The organism is Butyricimonas sp. (genome assembly GCF_019423355.1).
Classification (GTDB): domain Bacteria; phylum Bacteroidota; class Bacteroidia; order Bacteroidales; family Marinifilaceae; genus Butyricimonas; species Butyricimonas faecihominis.
The window spans coordinates 18,826-32,520 of sequence record NZ_JAHZBP010000016.1 but is presented as its reverse complement, the minus strand read 5'-3'; the positions used below and the strand labels follow the sequence as shown (position 1 = coordinate 32,520).

Genomic DNA, 13,695 nt, shown 5'->3' with positions numbered 1-13,695 from the left:
TTGATGAATGAATTAAATCGAATATATATGAAGACAAATATATTAACAGGCGGTCTGATGATGATGTTGGCAGCGTCGTGTAACTCGTTTCTGGACGTTGTACCCGACAACCGGACGTTGTTGGACTCTCCCGATGCGGTGAAAGAAATTCTGGTATCGGCTTATCCCCAGGCTCATTATTACCATATATGTGAGGTGATGAGTGATAACGCACAGGAGAGAAAGGTGAGTAGCACGCATAGCCGTGCGACATTGAATAAACAGATGTATTACTGGGATGACGGAACGGAAACATCACAAGATAATCCCGTGTACGTGTGGACGAATTATTATGAGGCAATCGCCGCATCCAATATGGCGCTGGAGGCGATAGAAGAGGCCGGGGACACGGATGAATATTCTACTGCCAAGGGAGAGGCGTTGGTGTGTAGGGCTTTTAATCATTTTATTCTGGTCAATCTGTTTGCTGAACATTATGATCCGAATAAAGCGGAAAATATGCTGGGTATTCCGTACAACACGAAACCGGAGACACAGGCTATTGTTTACTATACCCGTGATAACTTGAAGCGTGTGTACGAATTGATTGAGGAGGATCTGACAAAAGGGTTGCCTTTGTTGAAAGACGAAACTTACGAGGTCCCGAAGTATCATTTTACAAAAGCGGCAGCCTCTGCTTTTGCAGCTCGTTTCTATCAATACAAGGGGGATTGGGATAAGGTGATAGAGTATACTTCTAACGTGTTGGGGGCTAATCCACAGAAAAAACTACGTGATTTGCGGCATATCAAGAATCGCTCGGACAAGGATGCTTATCAACAGGATTATTTCTACGGGGAACATGCTTCTACTTTATTGATGGTATCGGCTATAAGTTGGTGGGCTCGTGATAATTATTCTACCAGCTTGCGTTTCGGAATGACGCGTGATATTTACACGGATTTGTATTACAACAAGAACATTTGTGGAACATCGGGAAGTTCGGCAACTTTCTATATTACTTCTACTTATACTCCTTCCGATGCGGCACAGATGCGTAAGTTCAAGGAGTTGTTTAAATATAATTCCGTGGGATCGACAACCGGTAAAGGCTATGCGGTGGGATGTTTATTGAGTACGGAGGAGGCTTTGTTGAATCGGGCTGAGGCCTATATCATGAAACATGAGTTCGATTTGGCCTTGGAAGATATTAATTTGTTACTTAGTGAAAGAATATGGGTGGATAAGAATGATGTGGATGCAGACTTTACGGCTTATCGGGTGAATTTGGCAAAGATTAAAGCTTTTTATGATGATAGCGAGAAATATCCGGATTTGGCTCCTTTTTACGCGTCGGAAATTGATGAGGATCAGATGGCGTTGTTGAAATGCGTCGTGGATTGGAGACGGCGGGAGTTTATGCAAGAAGGATTGCGTTGGTTCGACATTAAGCGTTTCCATTTACCGGTGGTGCACGAATTCAAGTTCACGGGAGATCCGGCGATAACTCTTACGGGGGATGATTTACGCCGGGCAATTCAGATCCCGACGGAAGCGCAAGGATTTGGTGTAGAACCTAATCCCCGTTAGTATTAACCGTAAATACTTTAGATTATGAAAAGATATATATTGAATTTGTTTTTGTTGGTTATGCTCTTTTCCGTGTCGGCTTGTTCTGACGATGATTTGGGACCGTCTATTTTTGATCCTTCAACGGAGGAGTTAACCGAGTTAGACTTGTGGATGCAGGCTAATTTCACGAAACCTTATAACATTGAGGTCCTTTATAAATGGTTGGATATCGAGTCGGATATGGCGGCGACACTCGTACCCCCGACCGAGGATAATGCGGCGGGGTTGGCCGATGTACTGAAAAAAATCTGGTGCCTCCCTTACGTGAATATTGCCGGCAATGATTTTTTCTGCAAATTGGCCCCCAAGCAGTTGATGTTTATCGGTTCTTCCCGTTACAATTCGGATGGAACTGTCACGAAAGGGTCGGCTGAAGGAGGACGGAAGATTATTATTTACGAAGTGAACCAGTTTGACCGTACTAATGCAACCCGTTTGAAACGTTATATGAAGACGATCCACCACGAGTTCACGCATATTGCTAATCAGACGATCGAATTCCCGAAGGAATATGAATTGATCAGCCCCGGTTACGTGGAACAGTGGAAGAACATGAAGGATCAAGAAGCCTACGATGCCGGGTTTATTTCTCCTTACGCGATGAGCGAGCCTTCAGAAGATTTTGCCGAGATGGTGGGAATTATGCTTTCCAATAGTCGTGCCGAGTGGGAAGTCTTGTTGGATAAACCTGCCACGCAGGATGGAAAAGACAAATTGCAACAGAAATTGGAAATGGTGTTGAATTATTACCGGGATGTGTGGAATGTTGACTTGTATGCTTTACAAGAAGAATGCGAGAAAGCTATTTACGAGGTTGTTAATAATGTTAATCCTTGATACCTATGAAGAAGTTAATATATTTATGGTTGTTGGCGAGTGTGTTGTTGCCGGCAGCTTGTACGGATGACGATGATGTGTTCTCGGAAGAATCGGGGGTACGTTTGCAGGCGGTGATTGACGAGTGTAACACGACGTTAAGGGGAGCCGAGAATGGTTGGAAAATGGTGTATTACCCGAAAGTCGAAAGTTATGGAGGCTATACTTTTCTTTTCAAGTTCGGGGCGAAGAATCGGGTACAGATGATCAGTGATTTTGACACGAGTGAAGATACGGATTATTCTTATAATTTTAATACATCGGAAAGTGTTGTTCTGACGTTTGATTCTTATAGTCCTTTACATCGTTTGGCCGACCCGCAGTACCCGGCTCCTGATTACTCGAATAAAAAAGGTTACGGGGTAGAGGGGGATTTCGAGTTCGTGGTGAAAAAAGTAACTGCCGATACATTATATCTGGTGGGGAAAAAGAATCGGGTAGAAGTCCAGTTGACGAAAGCGACCGGGGAAGATTGGCAGCTAGTTAGCATGATGGCCGAAATGTCTTCCTGTTTTGCTTTGAGTGAGAACGAAAGATTGGGTATGTCGGTTCATGGCGTGTTAATGGCATCGGGTCTGGTAGAGTTAGATGATATATATCATATCTGTGAAATATCTTATAAAGATGAGGAAGGAGATGCCGTGTCGGTTGAGAGTCCCTACGTTATGACGGATAAAGGGTGCCAGTTCATGCAGGAAATTGAAGTGGCAGGAATTAAGTTTTCCGGTTTGAATGTTGATTTAAGCGAGGGTTTCAATAACCGGGAATTTGTTTCTAACGATGAAGGCGGGAGTATTCGGTTCTTTATCCAGAATTTTGCCCCGTTAAATTTGACGAGAGACCAGATTCCGACGTATGTTCCCAATAAGAATATTGCATCTGTCGATCTGTTAAGAACAACGAATGGGGATGATGCACGTTACGTGATTACCGAGATGAGTGCGGAATTGGAGGCTCAACGGGATATTATTCGGAATAGTCTGCCGAATTTCATTGATTTCTATTTAGAATTGAACCGGAAAGATGGCTATGAGGGTTCCTTCCGGATAGGAGCTTACCAAGGTACTTCCGTGAAGTATTACAATTATGATTTCAAAACCTTCGAGTTGTTGGATAATAGTGTGAATAAGGTTATCTTTGATAATCAGGCGGCATCTTCATCAACATCAGGTTTTACAGATAAGGATTTGTATTCTATCAAAAAGAATAAGAATACAAAAGCAGTTTACGACGCCTTCTTCTCGGGAGACGGGTTTGTGGTTATCCGGGATTCGGACACGGTGTATTGGATCAGGAGTTTGAAAGATCCGAATATCTGGATGAAACTGGAGGAAGACTAGGTTCCTGTTTATTGTAGATTACACCCACCAATTCCCTCTGAGGAAGGGGGAGTTGGAAAACTAGAAAATAAAAGTTGAAAATTAAAATAAAATGAATGTATTAAAAATAGTCGCTTGTTTGTTGTTTTTCAGTTTTGTTTGGTGTGTTGGTTACGGTGATACCCCGTTAAAGCAAAAGAAAGAAGAACAGGCAAAGCAAGCTCCCGTGGACGGGCCGTACGTGTTATATGATGAGGTCGGAAATGCACGGGTGATCCGTGTGGATGAACGGGGTGTTGTGCGGGATAGTGTTTACGGGAAACTACCGGAAGGTTTTAAACTAGACGTGGTTTCGCAGAAAGGCGGCCATCGTTTTCAGGTGAAACTACATCCCGTGGAGCGTCCACTTTGGAAGTCCGGACAGCGGGAGAAAACATTGATTATTTCTGATCCTCATGGAGACTTGGAGAGTTTCGTTTCCGTGTTGTGCAACAATGGTGTGATCGGAAAGAATTATAAATGGAAGTTCGGTAAGAATCAGGTGATTGTCATCGGTGATGTCTTTGACCGGGGAAAGGACGTGTTGCCCATTTTCTGGTTGATGTACAAGTTGGAACAGGAGGCGAAGGATGCGGGAGGGGTGATGACTTTTATGTTAGGGAATCACGAGGAAATGGTGTTGCGGGGTAACTTGAAATATACCCGGAGCAAGTATAAGGATTTAGCAACATCACTTGGGATAGAATATGCCGACTTGTGGCATGAGAAGAGCGAGTTGGGGCGTTGGTTGCGTTCTCGTAATCTGATTCAGGTCGTGGGAAAGAATTTGTTCGTCCATGCCGGACTGAGCAAGGAGTTTACCGGAATGGGAAATGCCGTGACAGAAGTAAACGAAGAGATGGCGAGATCTATTTTCTTGCCGAAAAAAGAACGGCAGGAGTTGTCTGCCTTGTCTGATTCCATCTATTGTAATCGGGGACCTTTTTGGTTCCGAGGAATGGTGAAAGATGAGGAGAAATATAGTCCTTCCACGCCGGAGGATGTGGAGCGTATTTTGGAACAATACGGTGTAGACCGTATATTCGTGGGACACACGATATTTGATGACGTGACTCCCTTCTTTGACGGGAAAGTTGTGGCCGTGAACGTGAATAATCAAAAGAACCGAGAGGCAGGTAAAGGCCGGGGAATCTTGATGCAGGGAAATACCCTGTATGTTATATACGATAAGGGTAAGCCTCGTAAATTCTAGCTGTTTTATTTCAATAATAATAAGTTACAGGTTAATAACAACCTGTAACTTGTTATTTCGCCTCCGGCGAAACTATTGATACAAAAAGCGCTTAATACTCTTTTTGGGTGTTTTTTCAAACTCTTCATTGTATATCGTAACCTTCGCAATCTGGCTGTATGCCGGGAGAGTTTCGTTAATTTGTTTCCGGTTTTCCTCCATGATGGCAGTGATGGCCTCATCTGAGTTCTTGTTGTCGGCATTGATAGTCTCGAAGTCAGGATAGATGAGGGCAGTGAGTTTGCCTTCTTTCTCGACCACGATAGATTCGCTCACGTAAGGAAGGTTATTCAGATGATCTTCAATTTCTTCTGGATAGATGTTTTGACCACTGGGGCCGAGAATCATGTTTTTACTACGCCCCTTGATGAAAAGGTTGCCTTCTTCGTCAATCAGTCCAAGGTCTCCCGTGCGGAGCCAACCGTCGGGTGTGAATGCGGCATGTGTGGCCGCCTCGTTCTTGTAGTACCCGATCATGAGATTATCTCCTTTGGCTAGGATCTCCCCGACGATATGTGCCGGATCGGGCGAGTCTATTTTCAGTTGCATTCGGGGTGCAGCTCTTCCGCAGGAGCCTTTTTTGAAAGTTTCCCATCCGGCATATGAGAGGATCGGTCCGCATTCCGTCATACCGTAACCCACGGTATAGGGAAAGTTTATCGAGTGTAAAAATTCTTCTACCTCTTTATTCAGTGCGGCCCCACCGACGATGAGTTCTTTGAAATTCCCGCCGAAGGCATCAATGACTTTCTGACGGATGGAGTTCTTCACTTTCTTGTCGAGTAACGGCAGGTTAAGCATGAGTTTAATCAATGGTTTTTCCAGTGCCGGGAATACTTTTTTCCGGATAATCTTTTCGATAATCAAGGGTACGGAAATAATCAAGTTGGGTCTTACCGTGGAGAATGCGTCCGCGATGATCTTCGGGGACGGGGTTCTCGTCAGGAAAAATACATGAGCCCCGCTGGCAAACTCGTAGATGAACTCGAAAGCCAACCCGTACATGTGTGCCATGGGGAGCATGGATATAACCTGTTCTCCGGGTAATTTCCCAAATACCCCGAAGGCGAACGTGAGGTTCGACCAGAGGCTGCGATAGGGGAGCATAACCCCTTTCGAGAAACTGGTGGTTCCCGACGTGTAGTTAATAATGGCGAGTTCTTCCGGTTTGTCATACGTGTAGTTCACGTCTTCCGGGCGGAAACGGTCGGGGTATTTCTTCCCGAACAGTTCGTTCAGTCGCTCCCGTGCGTGTGATAATGCTTGGCTACGCGACACGAGTATTGAATTATCTTCCAAGCTTAGAATACCTTCCAGTGCTTCCATCGAGGCCTCGTTCAATCCTTCCCACACGACGCTACCCACGAAAAGTAGGCGAGCCTCGGAATGATTCACGATATTGTGTATGTTATCCGGTTTAAATTCGTTTAGGATGGGGACTACGACAGCCCCGTAGGTTAGTGTGGCGAGGAATGCAATTCCCCAATTTGTGGAATTTCTCCCGCATAATGCGATTTTATCTCCTTTTTTAATGCCCGCGTGTTCGAAAAGAATATGTAATTTTTCTATTTTCCGGGCCACGTCCTTGTAGTTACAATTTATTCCGTGATAGTCGGTCAGTGCCGGACGATCCCAGTTTTCTTTGATACTACTCTCTATATAATATATAAAACTTTCTTCCATCTGTAAGTATACTGTCAAACAAGTGTCAAAGTTACGAATATTTTTCGAGATTTCGAGGGAAGGGGAAAAAGTAGTAAGGGGGCTGTTCCCAAAGTCTTATTCAATATCTACAAGCTACCCCCTCCAACTCCCCCTTACACAAGGGGAGAGCTGATTACCAAGCGGTTTCTCCCCCTGTGTAAGGGGGAGTTAGTGGGGGTAGTTATTTAAAAATGACTTTTTGGACAGCCCCTTTCAGAAGCAAAGGTTCGATTTTATAAACTTATTTATATCCCCAGAGCTTTTCTTTTATCATCCGGAATTGGAGTAAGATCACCACCGTATGAGATACTTGCCCGGTTGTTGCTGGTCACGTTGACGCTGCATTTCCCGTTACCGTAAACTTCCACGTAGAAGTTAAAGACATCGTTGCGATTTCTCACGTTGAATTTGTATTCGATGTAATGTTTTTTGCGTTTGTTAATCACCTTGAATGATTCGTTTTCAATCTTTGCTTTCTCGAACTCAATCCCGCCGCCTTGTCCGTATTCCGTGGAGTAGGCCCGTCCGAAGAATGGCAGGCGTCCCGTGGCTATGGTGTCGAGGATAAAGAGTTGTCCCTCGTTGGTAGCCAGCGAAACGTAGCCTTCGCCACCAATGCGTTTCTGCCCGTATTTGGAGTCGATGGTGATGCTGCTGTTACCTGTCGGGAAGGCTTGATCTACCTCGATGTAGAATTCACGGCTTTTCATGAGTTGTTCGATCTTGGCGATACCCGCGGTGTCGCTTTTCTGTTTCTTTTCACCCATCGCGAAGAGGCAGGTAAAAAGGAGTATTCCTATTGGAATGATTGTTTTCAGTGTTTTCATGTTCTTGTTGTTTTTTCGTGAATATAAATGTCATTTTAATATATAGCAAATCATGTACCACGAGCCATAATTCGCTGAATGGATTCACAATATAGTAAAAATAAGGGATATTTGCAAATTTACTCCCTCACTACTGGTACAAGAACCGCTTTATACTTCGTTTTGGGGTCTTCTCGAATTCCTCGTCGTGAATCTCTATCCGGGCAATCTGGCTGTATGCCGGGATCTGCTGGTTGATCTGTTTGCGGGTCTCGTGAATGATTTTGAGAAGTGCCTCGCGGGATATTTTGTTTTGTTTCATGGCCTCGGCATCCGGATAGACAAGGGCCACGAGTTTACCTTCCCGTTCAATCACTAGCGATTCCGCGATATAAGGTTGGGCGTTGAGTAGGTCTTCGATCTCTTCGGGGTAAATGTTCTGCCCGCTGGGGCCGAGAATGAGACTTTTGCTACGACCTTTGATGTAGAGATACCCGTCCGGATCCAGCACGCCGAGATCCCCCGTGTGGAGCCATCCGTCGGGGGAAAGCACGGTATTGGATGCTTTCGGGTTGTTGTAGTACCCGTCCATGACATTCATGCCTTTGGTGAGAATTTCTCCAACTTGTTTGAACGGATCGGGCGAGTCGATGCGGATTTCCATGCGGTCCACGGCTCTCCCGCAGGAGGTGGGACGGAACGTCTGCCAGTGGTCGAAAGCGATGGCAGGCCCACACTCGGTCATGCCGTAGCCCACGGTGTAGGGGAATTTCACGGAATGGAGGAATGCCTCGACTTCTTTATTGAGGGGGGCTCCCCCGACTGCGAGTAGCTTGAATCGTCCCCCGAAAGCATCAAGAATCTGCCGCTTGATCTTGTGGCGGATTTTTCCCCCGATGATGGGCATTTTTAGCATCAGCTTGATATGAAACTTTTCCAGTTGCGGGAGTACTCGACTTTTGATGATCTTCTCGATAATTAAAGGCACGGCGACGATCAGGTGCGGGCGGATGTCGGCAAAGACTTCCCCCAGTATCTTGGGCGAGGGCATTTTTTGTAGGAAATAGATATGTATTCCGCTGGCGAAGGGGTAAATGAACTCGAAGGCCAGCCCGTACATGTGGGCCATGGTAAGGATGGATACAAGTTTTTCGCCCGGCGTGTAACCCATCTGGTCAAGGGCGTAGCGGAGGTTGGACCACATACTGCGGTAAGGGAGCATCACGCCTTTGGGCGAGCTGGTGGTGCCGGATGTGTAGTTGATCATGGCCAGTTCTTCCGGTTCCTCCGTGCGGTAGTGTATATCCTCGATTCGCAGTTCCCCGGGGTGCTGGGTGGAAAACAAGGTCTCCAGCCGGGTTGTGGTTTCCGAGAGAACCGGGTTGCGGGAGGAGATCACGGAATAATCAGCCATGGCGATGATCCCGTCCAGCGCAGGCATACTCTCGTGGTCTATGTTATCCCACACGGATTTTCCCACGAACAGGAGCCGGGCCCCGGAGTGGTTGATAATGTGGTGAATCGTGTCGGGTTTAAACTCGTTAAGGATGGGAACGGCCACCGCCCCGTAAGTGAGCGTGGCGAGAAAAGCTATTCCCCAGTTGGACGTGTTGCGGCTGCATAGCGCCACTTTATCTCCCGGTCGGATACCGCCTTCCTCGAAAAGGATATGTAATTTTTCAATCCACCGTGCCACGTCTTTATAGTTATGTTCCGCACCCTCGTAGTCCGTCAGGGAGGGAAGGTGCCAGTGTTCTTTTATGCTGTATTCTATAAGTTTCAAGAAACTCGTTTCCATGATGTTATATAATTAATATTCTCTTCTTATACTGAAAATTAACTTGAAATGTTTTTCTCGCGGGTTTATTTTTATCCGGGGAGAGGTTTGTGTATATTCGCGTGAAACAAGAAAAAATCAGGTCACGTGAAAAGAAATAATAACGAGGTAAAGGTGGTTCCACCCGTGTTGCAGGGGGTAGAGACGGGGAACGAGTTGTTCAGCGAGTTGTTGGTGGACGATGACGAGGTGGATCGTCGCTCGTTCAGTCGGGAGGTGGTTGACGGGGTAGATTTGTCGGAGGTGAACGTGTCGTCCTGCGTGTTTGATCATGTCTCGTTTCCCGGTTGCCGTTTCCGGGAGTCCCGGCTCACGGACGTGTTGTTCGAGAATTGTGACCTGTCGAACGTGGACTTGTCGGGGAGCGTGTTGTTCCGGGTGGAATTCCGTTCGTGCAAGTTGATGGGGACGAACCTATCGGACGGTGTGTTGAATAACGTGTTGTTCCGGCATTGTAACGCCCGTTACATGAATCTCTCGATGGGGCGTTTGAAACAAGTACTTTTCGCCCACGGTGATATGCAGGGAAGTGCCTTGGAGAGTTGCCGGTTGGAGGTGGTGGCGTTCGACACGTGTAGCCTCGTGGAGGCTGAGTTTTCTCGTACTTCATTGAAGGGGATGGACTTAACATCCTCACGGTTGGAAGGCTTGCGGCTGGGTGTGGGGGATTTACGTGGCGTGATCGTGTCACCCGTGCAGGCGTTGGATTTAACCCGCTATTTAGGACTGGTTGTCAAGGATGTGTAAGTGATGTCAGCAAAGTACAAGGGTTGTTAAATGTGACGGGAGGTTGAAACTTTCGTCCTGCGGCATCGTAATTATTCACGAGTGTCTTGACAGACACGCCCTTTAAAAATTTTCTAAATAAACTAAACTAATTAATTATGAAGACAGAAAATCCTATCACACCGGTTTTTGGGACGGATGAAGAGGCCCGGGTGGCACCGAAATACGAGATGCCAGAGGGTATGATGCCGGGCGAAGTTGCCTATCAAATCGTGCATGACGAGGCCATGTTGGATGGTAATTCACGTTTGAATTTGGCGACTTTCGTGACTACATGGATGGATGATTACGCTAGAAAAGTGATGACCGAGAACATGGATAAGAACATGATCGACAAGACGGAGTACCCGCAAACGGCGGAGATCGAGCGTCGATGCGTGAATATCCTTGCCAAGTTGTGGAATTCACCTGAGAAACCGTATTGCACGGGTACGAGTACCGTGGGTTCTTCCGAGGCTTGTATGCTGGGTGGTATTGCCGCCTTGAAACGCTGGCAGAAGAGACGTAAGGCAAAAGGTCTTCCTATCGATAAACCGAATTTCATCATCTCGACCTGTATGCAGGTGGTTTGGGAGAAATTCGCTATCTACTGGGATGTCGAGATGCGTATGATTCCCGTGACGGCGGAGAAGATCACGCTTGACCCGCAGGACGTGATCAAGGCTTGCGACGAGAACACCATTTGCGTGGTGCCGATTCAAGGAGTGACGATTACCGGGTTGAATGATAACGTGAAGGAGATTAACGATGCACTCGACAAGTTGAACACCGAGAAAGGTTGGGAGATTTGTATCCACGTGGATGCCGCTACCGGTGGGTTTATCCACCCGTTCATCGATCCTGAAACGATCTGGGATTTCCGTTTGAAATGGGTACTTTCCATCAGTACTTCAGGTCACAAGTTCGGTCTGGTATATCCCGGTGTGGGTTGGGTGGTTTGGAAAGACAAGCAATATTTGCCCGAGGAAATGAACTTTGCCGTGAATTATCTGGGAGCCAACATCCCGAGTATTTCCATTAACTTCTCTCGTCCGGGTAATCAAGTATTGGCCCAGTATTACCAATTCATGCGCTTGGGTAAGGAAGGGTACAAGAAAGTACAGCAAAATTGCCTGAACGTTTGTCTCTACCTGAAAGAGCAATTGAAAAAGATGGGTATTTTCGAGTTCTTCAGTAATGATATGCCGAACCCGTTGTTTATCTGGAAATTGAAAGATGATCCAAACCGGAAATGGACTTTGTACGATTTGTCGGATGCGCTGCACGTGGAAGGATGGCAGGTGCCTGCTTACACGATGCCGAAAGCGATGGAGGACGTGATAATCATGCGTGTTGTTGTTCGACAGGGTACCGGGTTTGATTTGGCCGATCTGTTGATGGAGGACATCAAACGTTGCGTGAACCAGTTGGATGCTCTGAAAGAGCCGACAAATAGCGCTCTGATGTGGGCGAAGAAAGAACCGCAGAAACCGAGAGGTTTTAATCATTCCAGATAAACGTGCTGTTTGTCAACTATTTACTATATAGAGGATCGCCTTGGCGGTCCTCTTTTTCTGTTGCTTGATGATTCTTTTATGTTAACAGCTTCAAAGGTGTTAACAGGCTGTTTATCAACACGTGTACACAGGTGAAGAAGTGGTTATGAACAGGTGGAGAAGTGGTGGAGAAGGAAAACTGTTAAGGAGACGGTTTGCCGGGGGAAGGGCAACACGGGGCTGTTTGCTCGATGGCTAAAGTGATGGCAGGGCGATAATCGGGAAATAAGATTGTTTTTCCGGTAAATTGTGTTATCTTTGTTTCAATTAGAATTTCGAATATTATTGATCGGAACGTTTTTACAAGTTAATCAGGTTTCTCCTTTAATTCTCCCTATCTCTAATTTGTCATTTTAAAACGAATGAATTGAATTTCTGTGTCCCGTTTTTTTAATCATGGCCGGAAGTTTGACTATTTATACCCATCCTATCTGTAAGGACACTAGAAGTAAATGATATTATTAATTAAAATAAATTGCATGGCAAAACCTACTACATTTGGTAAAAAAGAAAACGAGAAGAAAAAACAAGCCCGAAGACAGGCAAAACAAAACCGGAAGGAAGAGAGAAAACAATCCGGTAAAGCGACCAGTTTCGATGACATGATCGCTTACGTTGATGAACATGGCATGATTACCTCGACACCGCCTGAAGAGCGGCATGATGAGGAGAAAATCGTGCAAGAGGATATACAAATTTCAATCCCCAGGCAGGAAGCTCCCGCCATTTTGAAAGGTCGGGTGGAGTATTTTGACTCGCAGAAAGGGTATGGCTTTATCAAGAATCTGGTAGGGACGGATAAATACTTTTTCCATGTCAATAATGTCCTTGTTGATATCGTGGAGAATGATATAGTAACGTTTGATTTGGAACGAGGGAAACGGGGAATGAATGCCGTAAATATTTGTACAATAAATAATCAATTGGCAGTATAAATCAATTCACATGAAAAAGAACACAAACCATTTTGAAAGATTATCGCAGGCTCAACAGGCGGAGAATGCGTTGAAAGAACATAGAAAAAGAGTTGGTGAGGTTGAGTATGTCACTATTAGCGGGCGCACGACTTTCGAATTCCCGGTCAGTTTATCTGAAGAAGAAAGAGAGATCCGCATCGAAAATTATAAAAAACGGCACAAGCCGTTAGTCTAAAGGGTCGTTTGTTCATCGGCCGTGCCGTTCGTTTCTTTTCTTTTTCGCTGGAATATTGTCGTGACGTAAGCGGTGAATATCGGGAAGAAAATCATACCCGCGGCGGCGAGAATGACGGCAAGGATTTGCCCGATCTTCGTGACCCCGAAAATATTCGACCCGACCGTGGTGACGTTCATCAGCGCCCAGTCGAAAGCGTCCCAGTATGTTTTCACGGGAGGGTTAACACCGTGTTCCATGTAGTAGAAAATGATGCTGCAAAAATAGATCGTCGTGAAAAGAATCGTCAGGTACGTGGCGAACAAATTGGTGATCCGGCTGCGTGTCATCCAACTCACGATGAGTGATACCCCGTAAATGCCTCGTGCCAGAGGGATTAACCGCAGGATTAGCCACGTGGAATGGGATATGGTGGTTGATAAACCGTACACGATATTAAGGTAAGGAATCGAGACCAGCAAGAAAAACAAGTTATGATTGAAAAAACGCCCGGTCCATCCATCCGTGTACCACCGAACGAAAAAGTCTGCCAGAAAAAGCCCGCACACCCAGAGATGGAATTTCAATATGAAAGCCTCGCTGAGAGCGTTATTCCCGTCCAGTAGTTCGATAGAGGCAACAATAATAATTGCCAAACTACCCAACAATACAAGCCCGTTGAGTATTTGCTCGAAAACTTTACTTCTTTTCATAGAAAATGGGTTTATAAGGTCCATAAGGAGGGTGTCCAAAAAGTCTTATCCAGTATCTACAAACTACCCCCTCCAACTCCCCCTGT

Annotated in this window: 12 protein-coding genes; 8 read left to right on the top strand and 4 right to left on the bottom strand. The window is 45.8% G+C overall.

Annotation, left to right across the window (positions count from 1 at the left end; translation table 11 throughout):
* The first annotated feature begins 27 nt into the window (after positions 1-27).
* The 4 genes from QVC79_RS17225 to QVC79_RS17210 all read left to right on the top strand — a co-directional run bounded on the left by QVC79_RS17225 (position 28) and on the right by QVC79_RS17210 (position 5,058).
* On the top strand, positions 28-1,569 hold the full coding sequence (locus tag QVC79_RS17225) for a RagB/SusD family nutrient uptake outer membrane protein (RefSeq protein ID WP_270594844.1): 1,542 nt from the start codon (positions 28-30) through the stop codon (positions 1,567-1,569).
* A gap of 24 nt (positions 1,570-1,593) precedes the next feature.
* Positions 1,594-2,448, top strand: a complete 855-nt coding sequence (locus QVC79_RS17220; RefSeq protein ID WP_124316253.1) for a zinc-binding metallopeptidase — start codon at positions 1,594-1,596, stop codon at positions 2,446-2,448.
* Between the two features lie 5 nt (positions 2,449-2,453).
* Complete coding sequence (locus QVC79_RS17215; RefSeq protein ID WP_151412206.1) at positions 2,454-3,827, top strand: DUF4302 domain-containing protein; 1,374 nt, start codon at positions 2,454-2,456, stop codon at positions 3,825-3,827.
* 91 nt (positions 3,828-3,918) lie between these two features.
* Positions 3,919-5,058, top strand: coding sequence for a metallophosphoesterase (locus tag QVC79_RS17210; protein ID WP_270594842.1), 1,140 nt, complete (start codon positions 3,919-3,921; stop codon positions 5,056-5,058).
* A gap of 72 nt (positions 5,059-5,130) precedes the next feature.
* On the opposite strand, the gene QVC79_RS17205 is transcribed toward QVC79_RS17210, so the two are convergent.
* The 3 genes from QVC79_RS17205 to QVC79_RS17195 all read right to left on the bottom strand — a co-directional run bounded on the left by QVC79_RS17205 (position 5,131) and on the right by QVC79_RS17195 (position 9,405).
* On the bottom strand, positions 5,131-6,780 hold the full coding sequence (locus tag QVC79_RS17205) for an AMP-binding protein (protein WP_270595138.1): 1,650 nt from the start codon (positions 6,778-6,780) through the stop codon (positions 5,131-5,133).
* A gap of 266 nt (positions 6,781-7,046) precedes the next feature.
* Positions 7,047-7,628 carry a DUF4251 domain-containing protein gene (locus QVC79_RS17200; protein WP_124316125.1) on the bottom strand — a complete coding sequence of 194 codons (582 nt, stop codon included), beginning with the start codon at positions 7,626-7,628 and terminating at the stop codon, positions 7,047-7,049.
* Positions 7,629-7,758: 130 nt separating this feature from the next.
* A complete protein-coding gene (locus QVC79_RS17195; RefSeq protein ID WP_270594839.1) occupies positions 7,759-9,405 on the bottom strand; it encodes an AMP-binding protein in 1,647 nt (548 codons plus the stop codon).
* Positions 9,406-9,531: 126 nt separating this feature from the next.
* Here QVC79_RS17195 and QVC79_RS17190 point away from each other — a divergent pair, with 126 nt between their 5' ends.
* The 4 genes from QVC79_RS17190 to QVC79_RS17175 all read left to right on the top strand — a co-directional run bounded on the left by QVC79_RS17190 (position 9,532) and on the right by QVC79_RS17175 (position 12,917).
* Positions 9,532-10,191 (top strand): pentapeptide repeat-containing protein, encoded by a 660-nt coding sequence (locus QVC79_RS17190; RefSeq protein WP_270594838.1) that lies wholly within the window; start codon positions 9,532-9,534, stop codon positions 10,189-10,191.
* A 137-nt stretch (positions 10,192-10,328) separates the two neighbouring features.
* Positions 10,329-11,726 carry a glutamate decarboxylase gene (gene gad / locus QVC79_RS17185; protein ID WP_087422053.1) on the top strand — a complete coding sequence of 466 codons (1,398 nt, stop codon included), beginning with the start codon at positions 10,329-10,331 and terminating at the stop codon, positions 11,724-11,726.
* A 518-nt stretch (positions 11,727-12,244) separates the two neighbouring features.
* A complete protein-coding gene (locus QVC79_RS17180) occupies positions 12,245-12,700 on the top strand; it encodes a cold-shock protein (protein ID WP_124316129.1) in 456 nt (151 codons plus the stop codon).
* A 10-nt stretch (positions 12,701-12,710) separates the two neighbouring features.
* Complete coding sequence (locus tag QVC79_RS17175; RefSeq protein WP_087422055.1) at positions 12,711-12,917, top strand: hypothetical protein; 207 nt, start codon at positions 12,711-12,713, stop codon at positions 12,915-12,917.
* On the opposite strand, the gene QVC79_RS17170 is transcribed toward QVC79_RS17175, so the two are convergent.
* Positions 12,914-13,609, bottom strand: coding sequence for an ion transporter (locus tag QVC79_RS17170; protein WP_124316131.1), 696 nt, complete (start codon positions 13,607-13,609; stop codon positions 12,914-12,916). The genes QVC79_RS17175 and QVC79_RS17170 overlap by 4 nt on opposite strands.
* Positions 13,610-13,695: the final 86 nt, after the last annotated feature.

Excerpts from the sequence above, each read along its gene's own strand:
- QVC79_RS17225 (WP_270594844.1), top strand. The coding sequence starts at position 28 with ATGAAGACAAATATATTAACAGGCGGTCTGATGATGATGTTGGCAGCG.
- QVC79_RS17220 (WP_124316253.1), top strand. The coding sequence starts at position 1,594 with ATGAAAAGATATATATTGAATTTGTTTTTGTTGGTTATGCTCTTTTCC.
- QVC79_RS17215 (WP_151412206.1), top strand. The coding sequence starts at position 2,454 with ATGAAGAAGTTAATATATTTATGGTTGTTGGCGAGTGTGTTGTTGCCG.
- QVC79_RS17210 (WP_270594842.1), top strand. The coding sequence starts at position 3,919 with ATGAATGTATTAAAAATAGTCGCTTGTTTGTTGTTTTTCAGTTTTGTT.
- QVC79_RS17205 (WP_270595138.1), bottom strand. The coding sequence starts at position 6,780 with ATGGAAGAAAGTTTTATATATTATATAGAGAGTAGTATCAAAGAAAAC.
- QVC79_RS17200 (WP_124316125.1), bottom strand. The coding sequence starts at position 7,628 with ATGAAAACACTGAAAACAATCATTCCAATAGGAATACTCCTTTTTACC.
- QVC79_RS17195 (WP_270594839.1), bottom strand. The coding sequence starts at position 9,405 with ATGGAAACGAGTTTCTTGAAACTTATAGAATACAGCATAAAAGAACAC.
- gad (WP_087422053.1), top strand. The coding sequence starts at position 10,329 with ATGAAGACAGAAAATCCTATCACACCGGTTTTTGGGACGGATGAAGAG.
- QVC79_RS17180 (WP_124316129.1), top strand. The coding sequence starts at position 12,245 with ATGGCAAAACCTACTACATTTGGTAAAAAAGAAAACGAGAAGAAAAAA.
- QVC79_RS17175 (WP_087422055.1), top strand. The coding sequence starts at position 12,711 with ATGAAAAAGAACACAAACCATTTTGAAAGATTATCGCAGGCTCAACAG.
- QVC79_RS17170 (WP_124316131.1), bottom strand. The coding sequence starts at position 13,609 with ATGAAAAGAAGTAAAGTTTTCGAGCAAATACTCAACGGGCTTGTATTG.